Annotated in this window: 21 protein-coding genes; 5 read left to right on the top strand and 16 right to left on the bottom strand. The window is 54.4% G+C overall.

All coding sequences use genetic code 11. The features are described from left to right. Positions 1–153: 153 nt before the first annotated feature. The 9 genes from sucD to sdhC all read right to left on the bottom strand — a co-directional run bounded on the left by sucD (position 154) and on the right by sdhC (position 11,534). Entirely contained in the window at positions 154–1,041 is an 888-nt protein-coding gene (gene sucD / locus ACN0UH_RS15095; protein ID WP_087517017.1) for a succinate--CoA ligase subunit alpha, read from the bottom strand. Beyond that, positions 1,041–2,207, bottom strand: a complete 1,167-nt coding sequence (gene sucC, locus ACN0UH_RS15100) for an ADP-forming succinate--CoA ligase subunit beta (protein ID WP_087517018.1) — start codon at positions 2,205–2,207, stop codon at positions 1,041–1,043. Before sucC ends, sucD begins: the two co-directional genes overlap by 1 nt. A gap of 202 nt (positions 2,208–2,409) precedes the next feature. Then, positions 2,410–3,846 (bottom strand): dihydrolipoyl dehydrogenase, encoded by a 1,437-nt coding sequence (gene lpdA / locus ACN0UH_RS15105; protein WP_417662831.1) that lies wholly within the window; start codon positions 3,844–3,846, stop codon positions 2,410–2,412. Between the two features lie 64 nt (positions 3,847–3,910). Next, positions 3,911–5,140 (bottom strand): 2-oxoglutarate dehydrogenase complex dihydrolipoyllysine-residue succinyltransferase, encoded by a 1,230-nt coding sequence (gene odhB / locus ACN0UH_RS15110; RefSeq protein ID WP_417662832.1) that lies wholly within the window; start codon positions 5,138–5,140, stop codon positions 3,911–3,913. Positions 5,141–5,206: 66 nt separating this feature from the next. After that, on the bottom strand, positions 5,207–8,038 hold the full coding sequence (locus ACN0UH_RS15115; RefSeq protein WP_417662833.1) for a 2-oxoglutarate dehydrogenase E1 component: 2,832 nt from the start codon (positions 8,036–8,038) through the stop codon (positions 5,207–5,209). A 255-nt stretch (positions 8,039–8,293) separates the two neighbouring features. Continuing rightward, positions 8,294–8,998 carry a succinate dehydrogenase iron-sulfur subunit gene (locus ACN0UH_RS15120; protein ID WP_417662834.1) on the bottom strand — a complete coding sequence of 235 codons (705 nt, stop codon included), beginning with the start codon at positions 8,996–8,998 and terminating at the stop codon, positions 8,294–8,296. Between the two features lie 11 nt (positions 8,999–9,009). Beyond that, positions 9,010–10,782, bottom strand: coding sequence for a succinate dehydrogenase flavoprotein subunit (sdhA, locus tag ACN0UH_RS15125; RefSeq protein WP_417662835.1), 1,773 nt, complete (start codon positions 10,780–10,782; stop codon positions 9,010–9,012). 3 nt (positions 10,783–10,785) lie between these two features. Next, entirely contained in the window at positions 10,786–11,154 is a 369-nt protein-coding gene (sdhD, locus tag ACN0UH_RS15130; RefSeq protein WP_417662863.1) for a succinate dehydrogenase, hydrophobic membrane anchor protein, read from the bottom strand. Then, positions 11,148–11,534 (bottom strand): succinate dehydrogenase, cytochrome b556 subunit, encoded by a 387-nt coding sequence (sdhC, locus tag ACN0UH_RS15135; protein WP_176443230.1) that lies wholly within the window; start codon positions 11,532–11,534, stop codon positions 11,148–11,150. Before sdhC ends, sdhD begins: the two co-directional genes overlap by 7 nt. Positions 11,535–11,886: 352 nt before the next feature. Between sdhC and gltA the strand changes: the two genes are divergently transcribed. Further along, positions 11,887–13,161, top strand: coding sequence for a citrate synthase (gene gltA, locus ACN0UH_RS15140; RefSeq protein WP_417662836.1), 1,275 nt, complete (start codon positions 11,887–11,889; stop codon positions 13,159–13,161). Positions 13,162–13,286: 125 nt separating this feature from the next. Here gltA and ACN0UH_RS15145 read toward each other — a convergent pair whose 3' ends face one another. From ACN0UH_RS15145 to ACN0UH_RS15155, 3 genes are all read right to left on the bottom strand, one after another. Further along, on the bottom strand, positions 13,287–13,892 hold the full coding sequence (locus tag ACN0UH_RS15145) for an START domain-containing protein (protein ID WP_417662837.1): 606 nt from the start codon (positions 13,890–13,892) through the stop codon (positions 13,287–13,289). Positions 13,893–13,926: 34 nt separating this feature from the next. After that, positions 13,927–14,187 carry a YkgJ family cysteine cluster protein gene (locus ACN0UH_RS15150; RefSeq protein WP_417662838.1) on the bottom strand — a complete coding sequence of 87 codons (261 nt, stop codon included), beginning with the start codon at positions 14,185–14,187 and terminating at the stop codon, positions 13,927–13,929. Positions 14,188–14,352: 165 nt separating this feature from the next. Beyond that, a complete protein-coding gene (locus ACN0UH_RS15155) occupies positions 14,353–15,246 on the bottom strand; it encodes an NAD(P)-dependent oxidoreductase (protein WP_417662864.1) in 894 nt (297 codons plus the stop codon). A 128-nt stretch (positions 15,247–15,374) separates the two neighbouring features. On the opposite strand from ACN0UH_RS15155, the gene ACN0UH_RS15160 reads away from it, so the two are divergent. From ACN0UH_RS15160 to rhtA, 3 genes are all read left to right on the top strand, one after another. Continuing rightward, entirely contained in the window at positions 15,375–15,923 is a 549-nt protein-coding gene (locus ACN0UH_RS15160) for an exonuclease domain-containing protein (protein ID WP_087517031.1), read from the top strand. 63 nt (positions 15,924–15,986) lie between these two features. After that, positions 15,987–16,268, top strand: coding sequence for a pyrimidine/purine nucleoside phosphorylase (locus ACN0UH_RS15165; RefSeq protein ID WP_417662839.1), 282 nt, complete (start codon positions 15,987–15,989; stop codon positions 16,266–16,268). A gap of 71 nt (positions 16,269–16,339) precedes the next feature. After that, positions 16,340–17,236, top strand: a complete 897-nt coding sequence (gene rhtA / locus ACN0UH_RS15170; protein ID WP_417662840.1) for a threonine/homoserine exporter RhtA — start codon at positions 16,340–16,342, stop codon at positions 17,234–17,236. A 182-nt stretch (positions 17,237–17,418) separates the two neighbouring features. Here the strand turns inward: rhtA and ACN0UH_RS15175 are convergent, their stop codons facing one another. The 4 genes from ACN0UH_RS15175 to ACN0UH_RS15190 all read right to left on the bottom strand — a co-directional run bounded on the left by ACN0UH_RS15175 (position 17,419) and on the right by ACN0UH_RS15190 (position 21,621). Further along, positions 17,419–19,197 (bottom strand): ABC transporter transmembrane domain-containing protein, encoded by a 1,779-nt coding sequence (locus ACN0UH_RS15175; protein WP_417662841.1) that lies wholly within the window; start codon positions 19,195–19,197, stop codon positions 17,419–17,421. 281 nt (positions 19,198–19,478) lie between these two features. Continuing rightward, on the bottom strand, positions 19,479–19,901 hold the full coding sequence (locus ACN0UH_RS15180; protein ID WP_417662842.1) for a thiol-disulfide oxidoreductase DCC family protein: 423 nt from the start codon (positions 19,899–19,901) through the stop codon (positions 19,479–19,481). 22 nt (positions 19,902–19,923) lie between these two features. Then, entirely contained in the window at positions 19,924–20,496 is a 573-nt protein-coding gene (locus ACN0UH_RS15185) for a DUF1287 domain-containing protein (protein WP_417662843.1), read from the bottom strand. Positions 20,497–20,505: 9 nt separating this feature from the next. Beyond that, a complete protein-coding gene (locus tag ACN0UH_RS15190) occupies positions 20,506–21,621 on the bottom strand; it encodes an ATP-NAD kinase family protein (protein WP_417662844.1) in 1,116 nt (371 codons plus the stop codon). 191 nt (positions 21,622–21,812) lie between these two features. Between ACN0UH_RS15190 and ACN0UH_RS15195 the strand changes: the two genes are divergently transcribed. Then, entirely contained in the window at positions 21,813–21,983 is a 171-nt protein-coding gene (locus ACN0UH_RS15195) for a PA1571 family protein (protein ID WP_417662845.1), read from the top strand. Positions 21,984–21,999: the final 16 nt, after the last annotated feature.

A 21,999-nucleotide genomic window follows, 5' to 3' on the forward strand; every position in this document is an offset into this window, starting at 1 on the left:
GAAAAGCGCTGTCCGCCCTACTTCGCCCGCGTAGGGTGTGACAACGCGAAGCTTGTCCACCGTGGACAGGCGGTGATCGCGGTGCATCGCCGACAATTATGTCCCAATAAAAAAGGCCACCCGAAGGTGGCCTCTTTCTAAGCAAAAAAGCAATTAGGCTTTTTTGACTTCCCAACCAGTCAGCTCAGCCAGGGCTTTGCCGATGTCAGCCAGGGAACGCACGGTTTTAACGCCTGCGTCTTGCAGAGCAGCAAACTTCTCGTCTGCAGTGCCCTTGCCGCCAGAGATGATTGCACCAGCGTGACCCATACGCTTGCCCGCAGGAGCGGTAACACCAGCGATGTAGGAAACAACAGGCTTGGTCACATTGGCTTTGATGTAAGCAGCAGCTTCTTCTTCAGCCGAACCGCCGATCTCACCGATCATAACGATCGCTTCGGTCTTTGGATCTTCCTGGAACAGCTTCAGGATGTCGATGAAGTTAGAACCTGGGATCGGGTCACCACCGATACCAACGCAAGTCGACTGACCGAAACCGGCGTCAGTGGTCTGCTTAACAGCTTCGTAAGTCAGGGTGCCGGAACGCGACACGATGCCTACTTTGCCTGGCAAGTGGATGTGGCCTGGCATGATGCCGATCTTGCACTCGCCCGGGGTGATAACACCTGGGCAGTTAGGGCCGATCAGGACAACGCCCAGCTCGTCACACTTAACTTTGGCTTCAAGCATGTCGATGGTTGCAATACCTTCGGTAATGCAAACGATCAGCTTGATACCGCCCATTGCTGCCTCCAGGATCGAGTCCTTGCAGAATGGAGCTGGTACGTAGATAACGCTGGCAGTAGCGCCAGTGGTTTCTACAGCTTCTTTAACAGTGTTGAACACTGGCAGACCGAGGTGAGTTGAACCACCTTTGCCTGGAGTCACGCCGCCGACCATTTTAGTGCCGTAGGCAATGGCTTGTTCGGAGTGGAAGGTACCCTGCGAGCCGGTGAAGCCCTGGCAGATTACTTTGGTATCTTTATTGATCAGGACGCTCATTACTTGCCCTCCGCAGCTTTGACGACTTGCTGAGCAGCGTCGGTCAAGCTGGTTGCCGCGATGATGTTCAGGCCACTTTCAGCCAGGACTTTAGCGCCCAGCTCAGCGTTGTTACCTTCAAGGCGAACAACAACCGGAATTTTAACGCCGACTTCTTTCACTGCGCCGATGATGCCTTCGGCAATCATGTCGCAACGAACGATACCGCCGAAAATGTTAACCAGAACGGCTTTAACATTGTCATCCGAGAGGATGATCTTGAACGCTTCGGTCACGCGCTCTTTGGTCGCGCCGCCACCAACGTCCAGGAAGTTAGCTGGCTGACCGCCGTGCAGGTTGACGATGTCCATGGTACCCATGGCCAGGCCAGCACCGTTGACCATGCAGCCGATGTTACCTTCAAGGGCAACATAGTTCAGTTCGAACTTGGCAGCGTGGGCTTCGCGTGGATCGTCCTGCGACGGGTCATGCATAGCGCGCAGCTTAGGCTGGCGGTACATGGCGTTGCTGTCGATGTTGATCTTGGCGTCCAGGCAGTGCAGGTTGCCGTCAGCCTTGATGACCAGCGGGTTCACTTCAAGCAGTGCCAGGTCGTAGTCCTGGAACAGCTTGGCCAGACCCACGAAGATCTGGGTGAATTGCTTGATTTGGTTACCTTCCAGACCCAGCTGGAAAGCCAGCTCGCGACCCTGGAATGGCTGAGCGCCGACCAGTGGATCGATAGTTGCCTTGAGGATTTTCTCAGGGGTGTCGTGTGCCACTTTCTCGATGTCTACGCCACCTTCAGTGGACGCCATGAACACGATACGACGGCTGGAACGATCAACTACAGCGCCCAGGTACAGTTCCTTGGCGATGTCAGTGCAGGATTCAACCAGAATCTTGCTGACAGGCTGGCCGTTGGCATCAGTCTGGTAAGTTACCAGACGCTTGCCCAACCAGTTGGCTGCAAATGCCTTGGCATCTTCTTTGCTCTTGACCAGCTTCACGCCGCCCGCTTTACCGCGGCCGCCAGCGTGAACTTGGGCTTTAACAACCCACTCACTGCCACCGATTTTGTCGCAAGCTTCTGCGGCTTCTTCTGGGGTGTCTACTGCGAAGCCTTGGGATACGGGCAGGCCGTATTCAGCGAAAAGCTGCTTACCCTGATACTCGTGGAGATTCATGCTTGTCTACCGTCTTCGTTTGGGTATTGCGCATTCGGTGCTGCATATTAGTGCCGCACCACCTGTGACCGCCATCTTGAGCAGTCCGACGTACATTCCGCGCTTGACCGAGGTCAAACACGGGCAGTAGTCGTGGTTCTTTTTGTCCAGTAACCGATGAGCCTGCCGGTTAGGCAGACCCAAGGGTTAATAGTCAGTTCACTTAGCGTTTTTTGCGATTAGCAATGTGAATAGCACCGCCATTCACCGCCAATGCTGCTTCGTGCAACGCTTCGGAAAGGGTTGGGTGCGAGAACACCATCATCCCTAAATCTTCGGCACTGGTGCCGAATTCCATGCCGATTGCGCCCTGCTGAACCAACTCAGCAGCGCTTGGGCCAATGACATGAACGCCCAACACGCGATCAGTCTTGGCATCGGCAATAACTTTAACCATGCCGCCGGTATCGTTTGCAGCCATTGCACGACCACTGGCCGCGAATGGGAAAGTACCAACGTTTACAGCAATACCGTCAGCCTTGAGCTGCTGTTCGGTTTTACCAACCCACGCGATTTCCGGGTGAGTGTAGATAACCGATGGGATCAAGTCATAGTTCATTTGCGCCTTATGGCCAGCGATACGCTCGGCAACCATCACGCCCTCTTCCGAGGCTTTGTGCGCGAGCATTGCGCCACGAACCACGTCACCAATGGCGTATACGCCTGGAACGCTGGTTTCGCACTGGTCGTTGACGAAGATAAAGCCACGCTCATCCATATCAACGCCGCTGTCAGCTGCCAGCAGATCAGTAGTCACAGGACGACGACCGACCGCTACGATCAGCTTGTCGAAGGTCATCTTCTGCTCGCCGTCGGCGTCGGTGAAGCTCACGGTCACTTGCTTCTTCTTGACTTCAGAAGCAGTCAGGCGTGCACCCAGCAGGATTTTCAGACCTTGCTTGGTCAGGGTTTTCATCGCTTCTTTGGAGATCTGGTCATCAGCCGCTGGCAGGAACTTGTCCTGAGCTTCGATAACAGTCACTTGCGAACCCAGACGCGACCATACCGAACCCAGTTCCAGGCCGATAACGCCAGCGCCGATAACACCAAGGGTCTTAGGCACAGCTTGGAAGTCCAGAGCGCCAGTCGAGTCAACGATAACGTCTTGGTCAACCGGTGCTGGTGGAATATCGATCGGCTTGGAGCCCGAAGCGATGATCACATTACCGGCTTCAACAATCTGAGTGGTGCCATCTTGCGCGGTGACTTCAACTTGCTTGCCCGAAAGCAGCTTGCCGTGGCCTTCCAGCAGGGTTACGCCGTTAGCCTTGAACAGGGTGGCAACACCGCCAGTCAGGTTCTTAACGATGGTGTCCTTGCGGCCAACCATTGCAGGCACGTCCATGGTCACGCCTTTGGCAGTGATACCGTGGATGGCGAAGCCTTCCTGAGCTTCGTGGTATTTCCACGAGCTGTCGAGAAGTGCTTTGGAAGGAATGCAACCTACGTTCAGGCAGGTACCGCCCAGGGCGATCTTGCCAGCTTTATCCTGATACTTCTCGATACAGGCAGTCTTCAAGCCCAATTGCGCCGCCTTGATTGCAGCTACATAACCGCCAGGGCCGGCACCGATGACTACCACGTCGAATTTCTGAGACATTACTGATTCCTTCTCAAATAAACCGGGCGGCTCCTTGTGGGAACCGCCGAGGGAGAAACTGGGTTTAGATATCCAGCAGCAGGCGTGCAGGATCTTCCAGCAGGTTCTTGATGGTCACCAGGAAGGTCACGGCTTCCTTACCATCGATCAGGCGGTGATCGTAAGACAGCGCCAGGTACATCATGGGACGAATCACAACCTGACCATTGATCGCCATCGGGCGTTGCAGAATGTTGTGCATACCCAAGATAGCAGCTTGCGGCGGGTTAACGATCGGCGTCGACATCATCGAACCAAAAGTACCACCGTTAGTGATGGTGAAGGTACCGCCGGTCATCTCGTCAATCGACAGCTTGCCGTCGCGGGCTTTTTTACCGTAGGTCGCGATGCCATTTTCGATTTCAGCCAGGCTCATCGATTCGGCGTTACGCAGTACCGGCACAACCAGGCCGCGATCGCTAGAAACTGCAACACCAACGTCAGCGTAGCCGTGGTAAACGATGTCAGAACCGTCGATCGAAGCGTTTACAGCCGGGAAGCGCTTGAGTGCTTCGGTGGCCGCTTTAACGAAGAACGACATGAAGCCCAAGCGTACGCCGTTGTGCGATTTTTCGAACAGATCTTTGTACTTCGAACGCAGAGCCATGACTTCAGTCATGTCGACTTCGTTGAAAGTGGTCAGCATAGCCATGTTCGACTGTGCCTCAACCAGACGCTCAGCAACCTTCGCACGCAGGCGAGTCATTGGTACGCGTTTTTCAACACGATCACCAGCAGCTGTCGTCACTGGAGCGCTAGCAGCTGCGGCCGCTGCCGGCTTGGCGGCAGGCGCGTTTTTCTTGGCTTCAACAGCAGCAACTACGTCTTCTTTAGTGACGCGTCCGCCTTTGCCAGTACCAGAAATGCTGCTCGGGTTGATGCCATTCTCTTCAGCCAACTTGCGTGCAGCAGGCGATAGAATCTGGTCATCGTCGCTCGCGGCAGCTGGTGCTGCGGCAGGCGCTTCATCTTTCTTGGCAGCAGGTGCCGAGGCAGCTGCAGGAGCAGCCGCGGCGGCGCCTTCATTCAGGCGACCCAGCAGTTCGTTGCTAAGTACGGTGTCGCCTTCGTTTTTAACGATTTCAGCGATAACGCCGTCGGCTTCAGCCAATACTTCGATAACGACTTTGTCAGTCTCGATGTCAACGATCAGTTCGTCACGCTTGACTGCGTCGCCCGGCTTTTTATGCCAAGTCGCAACGGTACCGTCAGCAACCGATTCCGGGAAAGTTGGGGCATTAATATCGATAGCCATTGTGTGTGTCCTTAAATTCGGTTTTCAACGAGGCGGCCTACTCAGGCCGCCTCTTGCGCTCAGGCGTTAAACAGTAAAAGCGTCCTGCAGCAGTTTTTCCTGCTGCTCGGCGTGCAACGATGCATAACCGCATGCTGGAGATGCAGAACCTTCACGGCCGGCATACTCAAGAACCAGGGTTTTCTTATGCGCAGTAACAACACGGCGCATGTGATGCTGGCTGCAATACCAAGCACCTTGGTTCATCGGCTCTTCCTGACACCAGACGATGTGCTTGAGATTCTTATAGGCAGCAAGAGTCTCAGTCAGGTCATCTTCCGGGAACGGATAGAGCTGTTCGAGGCGTACGATTGCGATGTTGTTCAAGCCTTCATTGCGACGCTTTTCGAGCAAGTCGTAATAGACCTTGCCGCTGCACATCACCACACGGTCAACTTTCTTCGGATCGATCGCGTCGATCTCTGGAATAACCGTCTGGAACGAGCCTTCAGCCAGATCTTCCAATGTCGAGATTGCCAATTTGTGGCGCAACAGCGACTTAGGCGTCAATACGACCAATGGCTTGCGTAGCGGACGAATCACCTGACGGCGCAGCAAATGGTAGATCTGAGCTGGCGTGGTCGGTACGCAAACCTGCATGTTGTGCTCGGCACAAAGTTGCAGATAACGCTCCAAGCGCGCCGAGGAATGCTCAGGCCCCTGCCCTTCGTAGCCATGCGGCAGAAGTATGGTCAGACCACAGAGACGGCCCCACTTGGTTTCGCCGCTGGAGATGAACTGGTCGAATACAACCTGAGCACCGTTAGCGAAGTCACCGAATTGCGCTTCCCAGATAACCAGGCCATTTGGCGTGGTGGTGGAATAACCGTATTCGAAGGCCAGCACTGCTTCTTCAGACAGGAACGAATCATACAGATCAAATTCTGGCTGATCGTCATAAAGCTTCTGCAGTGGAATGTAGGCAGTGCCGTCTTTTTGGTTATGCAAAACAGCATGGCGGTGCGAGAACGTACCGCGACCGACGTCTTGACCTGTGATGCGAATTGGATGGCCTTCAAACAACAGGGTTGCGTAAGCCATGGTCTCGGCGTAACCCCAGTTGATCGGCAGCGCACCAGCAGTCATCTTCTGGCGGTCTTCGTAGATCTTCGACACCTGACGCTGAACTACAAAGCCGTCTGGAGTTTCCAGCAGCTTGGCTGAAAGCTCTTGCAGGGTTTTCAGATCAAAACGGGTGTCGTGACGCGCAGTCCAGGCGTGGCCCAGATACGGACGCCAGTCGACGAACAGCTCTTTGTTAGGCTCTTTAACCAAGCTCTTAACAACGTGCTGACCGTTATCCAGTGCCGCGCGATATTCATCGCTCTTGGCCTGAACATCTTCAGCCGTCTGACGCGATGCATTGACCAGCATTTCAGCGTACAGCTCACGTGTAGTCCGCTGCTTGGCGATTTGCTGATACATCAGTGGCTGAGTGCCGTTAGGCTCATCGGCTTCGTTGTGGCCGCGACGACGGTAGCAAACGAGATCAATAACTACGTCGCGCTTGTACTGCATGCGGTAATCAACAGCCATTTGCGTGACAAACAATACAGCTTCCGGATCATCACCATTTACATGGAAGATCGGCGCCTGGATCATTTTCGCAACATCAGTGCAGTACTCGGTGGAACGAGCATCGTCTACACGGCTGATGGTAAAACCAACCTGGTTGTTGATGACGATATGGATCGTGCCGCCAGTTTTGAAGCCGCGGGTCTGCGACATCTGGAAGGTTTCCATGACCACGCCCTGACCTGCAAATGCAGCGTCGCCGTGGATGGAAATTGGCAGAACCTTGTCACCTACATTGTCGCTGCGGCGATCTTGACGGGCGCGTACTGAACCCTCAACTACCGGGGAGACAATCTCAAGGTGTGAAGGGTTGAACGCCAGCGCCAGGTGAACTTCGCCACCGGCAGTCATCACGTTCGAGGAGAAACCCTGGTGATATTTAACGTCACCCGAGCTCAGACCTTCGGTTTTCTTGCCTTCGAACTCGTCGAACAGGTCACGTGGGTTCTTGCCGAACGTGTTGACCAATACGTTGAGGCGACCACGGTGGGCCATGCCGATGACAATTTCTTTGGTACCGTAAGAGCCGCTGCGCTGGATGATTTCATCAAGCAGCGGGATCAGGCTCTCGCCACCTTCCAGACCAAAGCGCTTGGTACCCGGATATTTGGTACCGAGGTACTTTTCAAGACCTTCAGCCGCAGTCAGGCGCTCAAGCACATGGCCCTGCACTTCTGCTGAATATTGGGGACGACCACGAACGCTTTCCAGACGCTGCTGGAACCAGCTACGTTGTTCAGAATCGACGATATGGGTGAATTCTGCGCCAATGGTGCGGCAATATGTCTGCTGCAACGCTTCGAGAATTTCACGCAAACTCGCCTCTTCCTTGCCGATGACAAGACCACCCGTGCGGAACGTGGTGTCCATGTCAGCGTCAGTCAGGCTGTAGTGATTGATCGACAGGTCAGCCGGCAGCGGGCGCTGCCAGAGACCCAGCGGATCAAGCTGCGCAGCCTGATGACCACGCATGCGGTAGGCCTGAATCAGACGCAGAACCTCGACTTGCTTCTTTTCGTGCTCGCTGCTGACGCTACCGGCGGAAACCGGTTGCGCACGTGCTTTGTTTTTAGCGAGCAGCACGAAATGGTCGCGAATCGTGGAATGCGATACGTCTGTTGTGGCGCCACCATCGGCCGGTAACTTCTGAAAGTAAGTGCGCCACTCTTCTGGCACAGCGTTGGGATCGTGCAGGTAAAGCTCATAGAGCTCTTCCACATAGGCAGCGTTTCCACCGGATAGGTGGGCACTGTCCCACATGCGCTGCATCACGCTTTCTTGCATGCTTGGTCACCCTCGGTTAGGGGACACCACCGGCGTAGAAACCGTGTGGGCTTTCGAAGTCTTGATGCAGCGACCTCGGTAAAGCCACCACGGATCCCGCAGATAGTCCGGGCTCCGGCCCAGATGCCCCTGCTGGTCGTCATAATATTTCAAATTAGAACCGCGGCTTTTTGAGCTGCGATTCTGGCTATAACTGCGGTCTCGTATTGAGCACAAGAGACCGCAGGCGTTACAGGTCTAACTAAACTCGGTGAATCAAGTACCGCTCTGCAACAACATACCGCGAATGTGGCCGATCGCCTTGGTAGGGTTCAGACCCTTGGGGCAAACGCTTACGCAGTTCATGATGCTACGGCAGCGGAACACACTGAATGGATCATCCAAAGCCGACAAACGTTCAACTGTTTTCGTGTCACGGCTATCAGCCAGGAAACGATAGGCTTGCAGCAACGCAGCAGGACCGAGGAACTTATCAGGGTTCCACCAGAACGATGGGCAGCTGGTCGAGCAGCAAGCGCACAGAATGCACTCATACAAACCATCCAGCTTCTCACGTTCTTCCGGCGTCTGCAGGCGTTCGATAGCTGGCGTTGGCGTGTCGTTCTGCAAAAACGGCTGAACCTTCTCGTACTGCTTATAGAAGATGCTCATATCGACAACGAGGTCACGAATGACTGGCAAACCAGGCAACGGACGAATCACCAGCTTGTTGTTTTTCACCACAGCCGACAAAGGCGTGATGCAAGCCAGGCCATTCTTGCCATTGATGTTCATACCGTCAGAGCCACACACGCCCTCACGGCAAGAACGACGATAAGAGAAGCCTTCGTCCTGTTCTTTGACCAGAGCCAGAACGTCAAGAACCATGATGTCCTTGCCGCCTGTATCGATCTGGAAGTCCTGCATGAACGGCGCAGAGTCGCTCTCAGGGTTATAGCGATAAACACTTACTTGCAACATATCAGCCACCCTTAGTAAGTCCGGATCTTAGGTTCAAAGGTCGGAACTGTCTTCGGCGAGAAGTTGACGGCACGCTTGGTCACGCGCTTATCACCTGGGAAGTACAGGGAATGGCACAGCCAGTTTTCGTCGTCACGATCTTCGAAGTCTTCACGAGCGTGAGCACCGCGAGATTCTTTACGAGTCTCGGCAGCAATCGCAGTCGCTTCAGCAACTTCAAGAAGGTTTTGCAGTTCCAAAGCTTCAATACGCGCAGTGTTGAAAGCCTGACTCTTGTCCGCGATCTTAACATTGGCGATCCGCTCACGCAGGTCAGCCAATTGGGTAATACCCTTCTGCATGTATTCGCCAGTACGGAATACACCGAAGTAGTTCTGCATGCAGCTTTGCAGTTCTTTACGCAGCGGCGCTACATCTTCGCCGGTGGTGCGCTCGTTAACACCTGCCAGACGACCAAGCGACTGCTCGATGTCAGTTGCGCTTGCGTTGCGATGCTCAACGCCTTCTTTAAGCGATTTTTCCAGATGCAGGCCAGCTGCACGGCCGAATACCACCAAGTCGAGCAGCGAGTTGCCGCCCAGGCGGTTAGCACCGTGAACCGATACGCATGCCACTTCACCAACAGCAAACAGACCTTCAATGATCTTGTCGTTGCCGTTGGCATCTTGAGTAATCGCTTGACCATGAATGTTGGTGGCAACGCCGCCCATCATATAGTGGCAAGTCGGAACAACAGGAATCGGCGTAACCGCTGGGTCAACGTGAGCGAAGGTTTTCGACAGCTCAACGATGCCTGGCAGACGGCTCAGCAGGACTTCTTCGCCCAGGTGATCCATCTTCAGCATTACGTGATCGCCATCAGGACCACAACCGTTACCGGCAATAATCTCTTTAACCATCGAGCGTGCAACAACGTCGCGACCGGCAAGGTCTTTGGCGTTCGGAGCATAACGCTCCATGAAACGCTCGCCGTGCTTGTTGATCAGGTAACCACCTTCACCACGGCAACCTTCAGTTACCAGTACGCCAGCGCCGGCAATACCGGTCGGGTGGAACTGCCACATTTCGATGTCCTGAACCGGAACACCTGCACGCAGCGCCATGCCGATACCGTCACCGGTGTTGATCAGGGCGTTAGTAGTGGACGAGTAGATACGACCAGCCCCACCAGTTGCCAGAACCACAGCCTTGGCGCGGATATAAACGGTTTCACCGTCTTCCAGGCAGATAGCAATAACGCCGACGATAACGCCGTCCTGGTTCTTAACCAGATCAACTGCGTACCACTCGTTAAGGAACGAGGTGCCCGCTTTGAGGTTGCCCTGATAAAGAGTGTGCAACAGTGCGTGACCGGTACGGTCAGCGGCTGCGCAAGTACGAGCAGCCTGGCCGCCTTTACCGAAATCTTTCGATTGGCCACCGAATGGACGCTGATAGATGCGGCCAGTTTCAGTACGCGAGAAAGGCAAGCCCATGTGCTCAAGCTCGAACACAGCTTCAGGGCCTACAGAACACATGTATTCGATAGCGTCCTGGTCACCGATATAGTCGGAGCCTTTAACGGTATCGTACATGTGCCAGCGCCAGTCATCGTTCGGATCAGCCGAAGCGATTGCACAGGTGATACCGCCCTGAGCCGATACAGTATGCGAGCGCGTAGGGAAAACTTTGGTGACTACTGCGGTTTTATGACCGCCTTGAGCCAGTTGCAGCGCGGCACGCATGCCTGCACCGCCGCCACCAATAATGATGGCGTCATAGGAAAGTGTACGAATGCTAGTCATGGATCAGATACCCCAAAGAATCTGCACGCCCCAGACGAAAAACGCGAACATGGCGATGCCACACGCAGCCTGGAACAGAAAACGCACGGCCGTAGCCCACTTACCGATAGCCATGTTGGTCAGGTAGTCAGTGGAGATTGTCCACATACCAACCCAGGCATGAACGCTAAGCGAAACTAAAGTCAGCAAGCTGAAGATGCGCATTGCTTGATTGGAGAACAGACCATGCCAATCGGCATAACCCATACCAGGATGGGCAATCACGAAGCCCAGCAAAAACAATACATAAGCCGCGAGAACGACAGCTGAAACACGCTGCGCCATCCAGTCATACAGACCAGAACGCGACAAGTTAGTGACGTTGGTTACCATATCCATACCCCCAGCAACAGGATCATGACCGCTGCAACAGCGAGTACGATTTTCGAGCCCAATGCACCGCCCTCAAGCGATTCACCGATACCCATATCCATGATGATGTGGCGTACGCCAGCCACCAGGTGGTACAGCAAGGCGGACAACAATGCCCAAATCACGAACTTAGCCAAAGGGCTAGTCAAACATTCTTTTACCTCTGCGAAGCCTTCCTCTGAAGCAAGCGACTTGTCGAGCGCATAAAGCAGCACGGCAATGCCGACAAAGAGGATGACACCGGAAATACGGTGAAGAATGGACGTGTAAGCGGTGATTGGGAGCTTGATAGTCCTAAGGTCTAGGTTTACAGGTCGTTGGCTATTCACGGCTTTTTTTATCACACTGAGAGCCCCGAAGTTGCAGGGCAAAGTTGTCGGGAGGTGCACTGGTCAGGTACCCATCACCCAAGGAGTGAAAACCACCAGATACAGGGTCAAAAGCCCTTAGTGGTTGGCCGCAGAGTATAGACAGTTAGGTTACTAATGACAACGGACCCCCTTACACCTTAGTGCGGATTGCGTTGATTATTTAAATCACGTAAAAGCGCAACTTATCCTTAATAAACAGCAACCCACACGCTCTAGCGCATAGAGTTTTCGCAAATTGACTTTAGAATTTATCCCTCTATAGTGGTGCGGGCCCTGCGTGGGGGGCTGTCTGATGATACCAAGCATAACTAGGAGGCCACACATGGCTGACAAAAAAGCGCAGTTGATCATCGAGGGCGCTGCCCCCGTCGAACTGCCTATTTTAACCGGCACCGTTGGTCCCGATGTAATTGATGTAAGAGGCTTAACAGCCACGGGCCGCTTCACTTTTGATCCAGGCTTTATGTCCACCGCGTCTTGCGAGTCGCAAATCACCTTCATCGATGGTGAACAGGGCATTCTGCTGCATCGCGGTTATCCAATTGAGCAGCTCGCCGAGCAAGCTGACTACCTGGAAACCTGCTACTTGCTGCTGAACGGCGAATTGCCTGATGAAGCGCAAAAAGCTCAATTTGTAAGCACCATCAAGAACCACACCATGGTTCACGAGCAGTTGAAAACCTTCTTCAACGGCTTCCGTCGTGACGCTCACCCAATGGCAATTATGTGTGGTGTTGTCGGCGCCCTCTCCGCCTTCTATCACGACTCACTGGACATCAAGAACCCGCATCACCGCGAAGTTTCGGCCATGCGCCTGATTTCCAAGATGCCAACCCTTGCAGCGATGACTTACAAGTACTCCATGGGCCAACCCATGATGTACCCGCGTAATGATCTTAATTACGCTGAAAACTTCCTGCACATGATGTTCAACACGCCTTGCGAAATTAAGCCGATCAGCCCGGTTCTGGCCAAAGCGATGGATAAAATATTTATCCTGCACGCCGACCATGAACAGAACGCATCGACCTCAACTGTTCGCCTGGCTGGCTCCTCTGGCGCCAACCCGTTTGCCTGTATCGCTGCCGGTATCGCTGCTCTATGGGGACCTGCTCACGGCGGCGCCAACGAAGCCGTACTGAGCATGCTTGATGAAATTGGCGATGTTTCAAACATCGACACCTTCATTGCCAAAGCCAAAGACAAAGACGATCCATTCAAACTGATGGGCTTCGGGCACCGCGTTTATAAAAACCGCGACCCGCGCGCCACCGTGATGAAGCAGACGTGCGACGAAGTTCTAAAAGAGCTGGGCATCACCAATGACCCACAACTGGAACTGGCAATGCGTCTCGAAGAGATCGCACTGACCGATCCATACTTTATCGAGCGCTCGCTGTACCCGAACGTTGACTTCTACTCAGGCATCATTCTTAAAGCGATCGGCATCCCAACCAGCATGTTCACTGTGATTTTCGCACTGGCACGCACTGTTGGCTGGATCTCGCACTGGAAAGAAATGCTCGAAAGCCCGTACAAAATCGGCCGTCCACGCCAGCTGTACACCGGCAAAGAGCAGCGCGACATCAACAAATAAGCCATCAAGGCTAATTTTATCGCGCAAAAAAGGCTGCCATTTGGCAGCCTTTTTTGTGAGCAACTGGATAAGCGCTGCTTATTCATCCATCACTGACCACATCGACACAGTATCTTGCCGCTGAATTATTTTTTCTCGGCCAGCGCGCGGTAGTTTTTCAGGGTATTGAACGGTGCATCTACCACAAACTTGTTGGCCAGCCACGATGGTACGCTGCCGCCCGGCTCGGTATGCACTTCATACACCACTTCGACTTCACCTGCGGCCTTCGGAATAAACTCCCAGCGACCTTCAAGCTGACTGACCCTGACAAAGCCCTTCTCTTGCGGCAAGTAATCTGGCACGCCGTGCATCACACGGGTCGCACTACCCTTGGCATCCTGCTTGGTGGTGATTTCCATGACCGAGTCACGCGGGGTTACCGGCCATGGCGTGTTGAATTGAGCGTAGGTCCAGGCTTTATCACCGTCCTGCTTGAGCATTTTTTGCATTTTGCACTCATGGATCCATGCGCACGAACCAGCAGCATCTTCCTGCAACTTGAGCAGCGTCGGAACGTCGGACTTGACCGTCGTCACACCGCGATAGGCCTTGTATTCCGAACCCTTCACATCGCTCAGGTAAATCTTGATCCCGGCCTCATCCTTCACCAGGCTCCAGTCTTGTCCAAAGGCGGAACTTGCAGCCAGGACGGCAACGCCAGCCACCAATAACCGTGTAAACCGAGCCATTATCTCTCCCAGGCTTTTGCCTGCTGGTAATTAATTAGCACGCCGCAGCTGTAGAGCCCTCAAGCCAGGCAAGCATACGTATTGCGTCTTCCTGAGTATCACCGCAAACATCAATATCCGCGCTGAATGCAGAGCACACTGCCGGACGATCAGGCTGGCCGAAGATCATGCAAAAATTGGCTGCATCCAACTGAATGCAACGCACGCCTGCAGGCTTGCCATTGGGCATCCCTGGAATTGATGAACTAATGGAAGGTGAGATGCAGCAAGCGCCACAGCCAGCACGGCATTTCATGATCAGTAAACCCTAAAAAATGCATAATCAAAGCATATCGCCGATTTTACCCACTGACGGGCAGAATTAGCAGTGCCTGAAACACTTATTGATCAATGTCAGGGGTTGAATAACCGGGCGCCGTAAACATGATCATGGCGCCCGATATTAAGGCAACAAAACCGTTCAGGAGTTCTTAATTGGCTTGAGTCGCGAGATCAGGCTTGAGGTATCCCAGCGACCGCCGCCAGCAGCCTGAACATCAGCATAAAACTGATCAACCAGCGCTGTCACCGGTAACTGTGCGCCATTGCTGCGCGCTTCTGTGAGCAGGATTGATAAGTCTTTGCGCATCCAATCGACCGCAAAACCGAAGTCAAACACACCTTCAAGCATGGCTTTATGGCGATTCTCAAGCTGCCACGATTGCGCAGCGCCCTTACTGATAACTTCCATCGCAGCAAGGCCATCAAGCCCAGCGCACTGAGCAAAGTGCAGCGCCTCGGACAACCCCTGCACCAGGCCGCCAATACAAATCTGATTGACCATCTTGGTCAACTGACCGCTACCCGCCGGGCCCATCAAACGGACCATTTTTGCATACACATCAATAACTGGCTGTGCCCGGTCAAAATCGGCCTGTTCACCGCCAACCATCACCGTCAACACACCATTTTGTGCGCCTGCCTGTCCACCGGATACTGGCGCATCCAGAAACCCGACCGAACGCTCTCGAGCAATAGCTGCAAGCTCGCGTGCAACCGTCGCCGACGCTGTGGTGTGGTCAACTAACACACTACCCGCCTGCATGCCCGCCAGTGCGCCATCGTCACCCAGCACGACACTGCGCAGGTCGTCGTCATTACCAACACAGACCATCACCAAGTCAGCGCCTTGCGCAGCCTCGCGTGGCGTAGCCGCACGCTCACCGGCGTATTCATCAACCCACTTTTCAGCCTTGGCAGCCGAGCGATTGTAAACACGCACTTGGTGACCGTCGCGCGCCAAATGCCCGGCCATGGGATAACCCATAACACCCAACCCAACAAAGGCTACATTGGCCATTTGATACCTCCAGATTGATTTAGCAGAAGCCTAACACGCGTTTTATCGCAATAGTTGGGCACTTGCATACTGACGCGATTGTCCTAAAACCTAATATAAGTTTGCCTGCGGTGCGAATACGCACACTAGCTCATGGAGAGCCTATGGGACATTGGTTAGTGATTGACCTGGAAGCTACTACAGAGGAAGGCGGTTGGCCTATTGAGGAAATGGAAATCATCGAAATCGGCGCCAGCATGGTTAACGCCGACGGTCATGAGGTTGATCATTTCCAACGTTTTGTAAAGCCAGTCAGGCGCCCTCACTTAACGAAGTTTTGTCGGGATTTAACCCACATCAGCCAAGCCAACGTCGATAGCGCGGTGCCTTTAGCCGAAATTTGGCCGCTTTTTGAACGCTGGCTAAGTCAACATCACTCACGCTTGGTCGGCTGGGCAAGCTGGGGGGAATATGACCGCCGACAACTCGAGCAAGATTGGCAACTGCAAAAACTCACAAGCCATTTGAGCAAGGTTAATCACCTCAACCTTAAAAAAACCTTTGCCCAAGCGCGAAAACTGCAGCGTCCTGTTGGCCTGCATACTGCGCTGCAGCTCTCCGGGATCAATTTCAGCGGACAACAACACCGTGCGCTCTGTGATGCACGTAATACTGCTCGATTACTGCCTTTGGTTTTACCTATTCAAAGCTGATGACGCCCAGATCAGGCTTCGGCATACTGGCGACCCTTTTTCAGCCCTTCCGAGGATTTGCATATGTTCAAAGTGAACGAGTACTTCGACGGCACCGTCAAATCTATTGCTTTCGATATGGCTGAAGGCCCGGCCACTATCGGTGTAATGGCTGCTGGCGACTACGAGTTCGGCACCAGCCAACTCGAAGTCATGCACGTTGTGGCGGGCGCGCTGACCGTGCAGCAACCCGGCTCTGAAAGCTGGGAAACCTATGAAGCGGGTAGCAAGTTCACCGTAGCGGCCAACAGCAAGTTCAAGCTTAAAGTCGCAGTTGATACGGCTTATCTCTGCGAATATCGCTAATCTCTTGATGGCTGAACAACCGGCCTGAGGGCCGGTTTTTTATTGCACCTGTATTTGACTGGGAATCAACAATGCCACGCTCTATACCGACCACCGCCATTGTGCTGCCTATCGCCCTGCTCCTGGTGGCGATGGTGTCTATTCAGAGCGGGGCATCGCTGGCCAAAAGTTTATTTCCGTTAATTGGCCCAGAAGGCACAACCGCTTTGCGCCTCGGTTTCGGCGCGATCATTTTGGCGATCATCATGCGCCCTTGGCAGGCGCGTTTAAGTTTAGGCTCATGTAAGGCCTTACTGGCTTACGGGATTGCACTGGGCGGCATGAACCTGATGTTTTACATGTCGCTGAAAACCATCCCGCTGGGCATTGCCGTTTCGCTCGAATTCACCGGGCCACTGGCCTTGGCCCTGCTCTCATCCCGACGCTTGCTCGATTTTGTCTGGGTGGCGATGGCGGTTGCAGGATTGTGGTTATTACTGCCAAGCAACCAGTCCGAGCAAGCACTTGACCCGCTAGGGATGGCGTTTGCACTCGGTGCGGGACTTTGCTGGGCCGCCTACATAGTTTTCGGCCAAAAAGCCGGCGCTGCACATGGCAAGCATACCGCCTGCCTTGGTACTTTGGTCGCTGCCGCCTTGGTCATCCCGATTGGCATGTGGCAGGCCGGCTCAGCGTTGTACAACGTTGATTTGCTACCGATTGCGCTGGCAGTAGCCGTGCTGTCATCTGCACTGCCTTACAGCCTTGAGATGATCGCCCTTACGCGCTTACCCGCTCGTACCTTCAGCATTTTGATGAGCCTTGAGCCCGCAGTTGCAGCGCTTACTGGCTTGCTGTTTCTAAGCGAACAACTGCATTTCACTCAGTGGCTGGCCATCAGCTTTATTATTCTCGCCTCAGCCGGGGCGGCAGCCACCATTCGGCCGCAGGCCAAACCTATTGATTTGCAGAACCAAGGGAACCTCTGAAAAACTACTGCGCCAGGTATTACTGCGGCAGCCGATGCTGCGGCAGCCCGTGCTGGGGCAGCCCGTGCTGCGTTGAAAAGCTGTTCAAATTTAGGCCAACTAAAGTCGAGCGCGACCCCGGTCGCTTTTTCGCAGCTTTTCGCCTTGTACCCCCGTCGCTCGCTACCTTTTTCAGAAGCGCCCTAAGAGTCGCTCATTTCCGGGTCTGAAAACTGCAGCTCAGCCAAGCGCGCATACAGCGGGTTAGTGCTGATCAGTTGCTGATGCGAGCCGATTGCCACGAGTTTACCCGCCTCAATGACCGCAATCCGTTCAGCGCTTTTGACTGTCGCCAACCGGTGAGCAATCACCAGTGTGGTGCGGCCCTGCATCAATCGCGGCAGCGCCTGCTGGATCAAGTGTTCACTCTCGGCATCAAGAGCGCTGGTGGCCTCATCCAGCAGCAGTATCGGCGCATCCAGCAACAATGCACGGGCGATGGCCAAACGTTGGCGCTGGCCACCAGACAGGCCTATTCCGGCATCACCCAAATGGGTCTGATAACCATCAGGCAGCTTCATGATGAACTCGTGGGCATGTGCTGCACGCGCGGCAGCCTCCACATCTGCGTAGCTGGCTTTGGTTTTACCGTAACGAATATTGTCTTCAATCGTGCCAAAAAACAGCGCTGGGTTTTGCGAAACCAGTGCGAAACACTGCCTTAAATCACTTGGGTCAAGCTGCTCAATCGGCAGGCCGTCAACCAAGACTCGCCCTTGTTGCGGGTCGAAAAATCTTAGCAGCAGATCAAACAATGTCGACTTACCTGCACCCGACGGGCCAACCAAGGCAACTGTTTGCCCCGGCTCGACGAGTAGATCAATACCATCGACAGCGAAACTGTTAAGCCGTGTCGGATAGGCAAAATGCAGGTTTTGCAGCTCTATACGCCCTTGGATCGGTTGCGCCAAGGTCAACTTATTTTCAGTAGGTGCCGTAATTTCATTGCGCGCCTGCAATAGCTCAGCTATTCGCTCGGCGGCGCCAGCAGCGCGCTGCAACTCGCCAATCACCTCACTCAGCGTACCGAATGATGACCCCACAATCAGGCTATAAAACACAAACGCTGCTAGCTCGCCGCCGGTAATGCGCCCGTCGATCACATCCATGCCACCAACCCAGAGCATTACCCCAACAGCGCCAAGAACTAACACAATCACCACAGTTATCAGCCACGCGCGCTGGACGATGCGCTGGCGTGCAGTGTCGAAAGCAGCCTCAGCGGATATCGCAAACCGGCGCATATCTTCGCTTTGGTGGTTGTAAGCTTGAACCGTTTTAATCTGCCCAAGCACCTCGGCGACGTAGCTACCAACATCGGCTACACGATCCTGACTCTGGCGCGAGAGTGTACGCACCCGTCGCCCGAAGACAAGAATCGGTGCAACCACCAAAGGCAGCGCCACCAACACAATTGCGCTAAGTTTTGGGTTGGTAATGACCAGCAAAACCACGCCACCAATCATGATGATCAGGTTGCGCAAGGCCATCGACAGCGATGAGCCAATGACCGACTGCAAAAGCGTGGTGTCGGCAGTCAGGCGCGACTGTATCTCTGAGCTGCGATTGCTCTCGTAGAACCCCGGATGCAAGGTAATCAGATGGTTGAACACCCGCTTGCGTATATCAGCAACCACTCGTTCGCCCAGCCACGAAACCAAATAGAACCGCGTGTAGGTACCGAAGGCCAGCGCCAGCACGAGCACAAAGAACAGGCCAATCGAGTGCTCCAGCGCTTCGCGTGACTGCGTGGCCAACCCCTGATCGACCAGCAGTTTAATGCCCTGCCCGATGGACAATGTAATCGCAGCGGTAAAGATCAGCGCCAGCAAGGCCCCGAGCACGCGACCGCGATACGGCGCAATAAAGCGCCAGGCCATGCGCAGGGCATGACGCTGACGGGAAGACAAAATCGAAAGCATGAAGGCTCGCAGGGGCGCTGACGCCGGTTAATTAAGAGGCGATTGCGGCGAGGGCCGCCCAACTGAAGTTCGTTCAGCCTAAAGGCTGTGAGCAGTTTTTAACGCAGCAAGGGCTGCCCCCGTATTATCGAGCGCAGTCGTTTTTAACAGTTTCCTTGGCAGTAGATGGGGACTTGATAGCGCTACTTCAAGCAGCAGCCCAATCAACAGCACGCCCGCCAGCAGTACACACCAGCGCCAGGACGATAAGCGTCAGCCAGGCTGATCTGTCGTGACGAGAATCAATCATGCAAGAAGCGCCGCGCATGGTCGGCGTTTGGCAGCAGACAGTGATCATAACGACCGAAAAGCCGGTAGCGATTGAGCGCAATACGGTCATAACACCAGTCACGTACGGGCCGTGGAACCAGCCGCAACCACTCAAAATACCGCCAAGGTCCGGACAACTGGCCGACGATACGTAGCACTGCATCCGAGCGCAGCAGCATCTGGCCATTATCGATCAACGCCATACTGTCGAAATGATCAAGGGGCAAGCCGCCCCACTCCAATAATGCCTGACCTTCGTTCGACTGCACCGAGGCCAAGCGAAAGCGCTGTTCAACATCGTGGCGAATCAGAAACTTCGCCCAGCCGTTGCACAGCTTGCACACCCCATCAAACAACACCACGCGCTCGTCGGCTTGGATAAAAGGCGGTGGCATATCCAACTCCTTTGCGCAGCCCTCAGGCCTTCGGAATACGGTAGTGACCGGTAATCTTGAAGTTGAAGAGGATATCCTCTTCCTGGGCTCCGCGACCAATATTGTGCAGCACCAAGGGCACACCGCTGCTCGCCTGGCGGTCGCTGATAATGCCGATATGGGTCAGACCGCCGCCCAAATCCCAAGTGACGATATCACCGGGGCGATATTGCCCGGCATCCTGAGTAAGCGGCAACGCCCAGCCTTGGCGCTTGAACCAGGTCATCAGGTTTGGCACTCGGCGATGGTCGATATTGCTGTCGGGACGACTCAACCCCCAATTCTTCGGGTACAGGCGAAAGTTTGCGCGCATGTCCTGATGCACCGCCTGCTGCAGATCCAGCCCTTGCGGGCGCAGCCCCCGAATCAGCACATCGGTGCACACGCCGGTATTAAGCGGCACATCGCCATTGGGGTAACTCAGGTGGCGGTAGGCCGGATCATAACTAAGCGTCACGCCTACTTGCTGACGCGCAGCCAACACCAGTTTATCCGGCTCGATGGCTTGCGCCGCAAAGGCAAGCAGCCAGATTAGCAACACACTCACGACCCGCATCGCGACCTCCTATCGACTCAGGGGATACAGCAGCTCTTCCTTGTAACCGGCCCACACTCGCACCGCATCAGGAAAGGCGTCGTCCAGCGCTATGTCGCCGCTGTCCACCAAGAGCGGACGCCCTTCCAACGTGCCGAGTTTGCGCTTGGTGGCAACCACCCGCAGGTGCTCAAGGCCGATGGCGCGAAGCACCCTCGGGCTGATTTGCTGATTGCCACGACCAATGATATGACCCTGGCCGCCGATGGCAGTGACCAACAAGCGCGCCGGATGATCAGCCACCAGCGCATACAACTGCGCCTCGGTTACATCGCAGGCCAGCAACTGGCCGTTTTCAATCACGTCCACGCCCAGCAGTGTGGTGTTCAAGCCTAGGTTATGCGCCAACCCATGCAAGGTCGAACCGGGACCTAATACATAACGCACATCGGCTTCCCAGCTGTCCTGCAGCCAGTCAGCCAGATCACCAAGTACCAGTTCTTCGGATTCCACACCGCCCTGCTTGACCTGCTGCACAAAACCGCCCTCTTCCGGCACACTCAACTCGCCATACCAGCGCGCAGTTACGCGGCCTTCACGCAGCGCAGACTCATCAATGTCGCGCACCTCGCCACTGGCCAAACGCACCAAACCGCCAGTGACCAGCCGTGCAGTCAATTCGCCAGCCGCGCGCGGACTGATTGCATAGACCCCGGACTGGATCTTCACCCCGGCAGGAATGCCCAATACCGGCTGACCTTCGCGCACCGCGGCACAAACGTCACGCGCCGTGCCGTCGCCACCGGCAAATAAAATCAGGGCCACGCCTGCATCCTGCAATAGCTCTACAGCTTTGCGAGTGTCATCCGCTGTGGTTAGCTGCGAATTAATCGTACCTAGAACCTTATGCGAAAAACCCATGTCAGCCAGCAAATCCGCACCCATGCTGCCGGGAAAGGTTACAAACTCAACCCGATCTTTAAGCTCAACCAAACAATTCAGAGCAGTACGGGTACGCAATGCAGCTTTTGGTTCGATACCCAGCGCCAGTGCTTGCTCCGCAACACCATCACTGCCTTTAAGAGCAGCAGGTCCACCGAGACCAGCGAGCGGGTTGATAATTAACCCGATGTGAAAGCGCGACATACTAAAACTCCAAAATAATGCTGTTTTTATGCAAATTCAGTGCTTCCCGACTTTTCAAGTATGGGGCTTTTTTGGCAGAGTAATCCTACGTCAAAGCAGAACTACACCTAGCACCGCAAAACTGTCCAATTTGGTGGTGCGTCTAATAAACGCTGTAGTTTGATCGACGCAACCTGCTGAGGAGAACGGTCATGAACAGCCCAACCCCGCAAAACCAAAGCAACGACGCCGACCAGGACAAGCCTGTTGGTGGCGCGATCATCGATGAACAAGGTCGTGAAATCGAGATTACCGAACACATGATTCAGGATGCCTGCGACGAGCTTGAAAAAAGCCGCATTGCTGACCAAAACAAAGATTGAATCCTCTCGACTGCAC

Source organism: Pseudomonas sp. (assembly GCF_048265905.1).
GTDB lineage: Bacteria > Pseudomonadota > Gammaproteobacteria > Pseudomonadales > Pseudomonadaceae > Aquipseudomonas.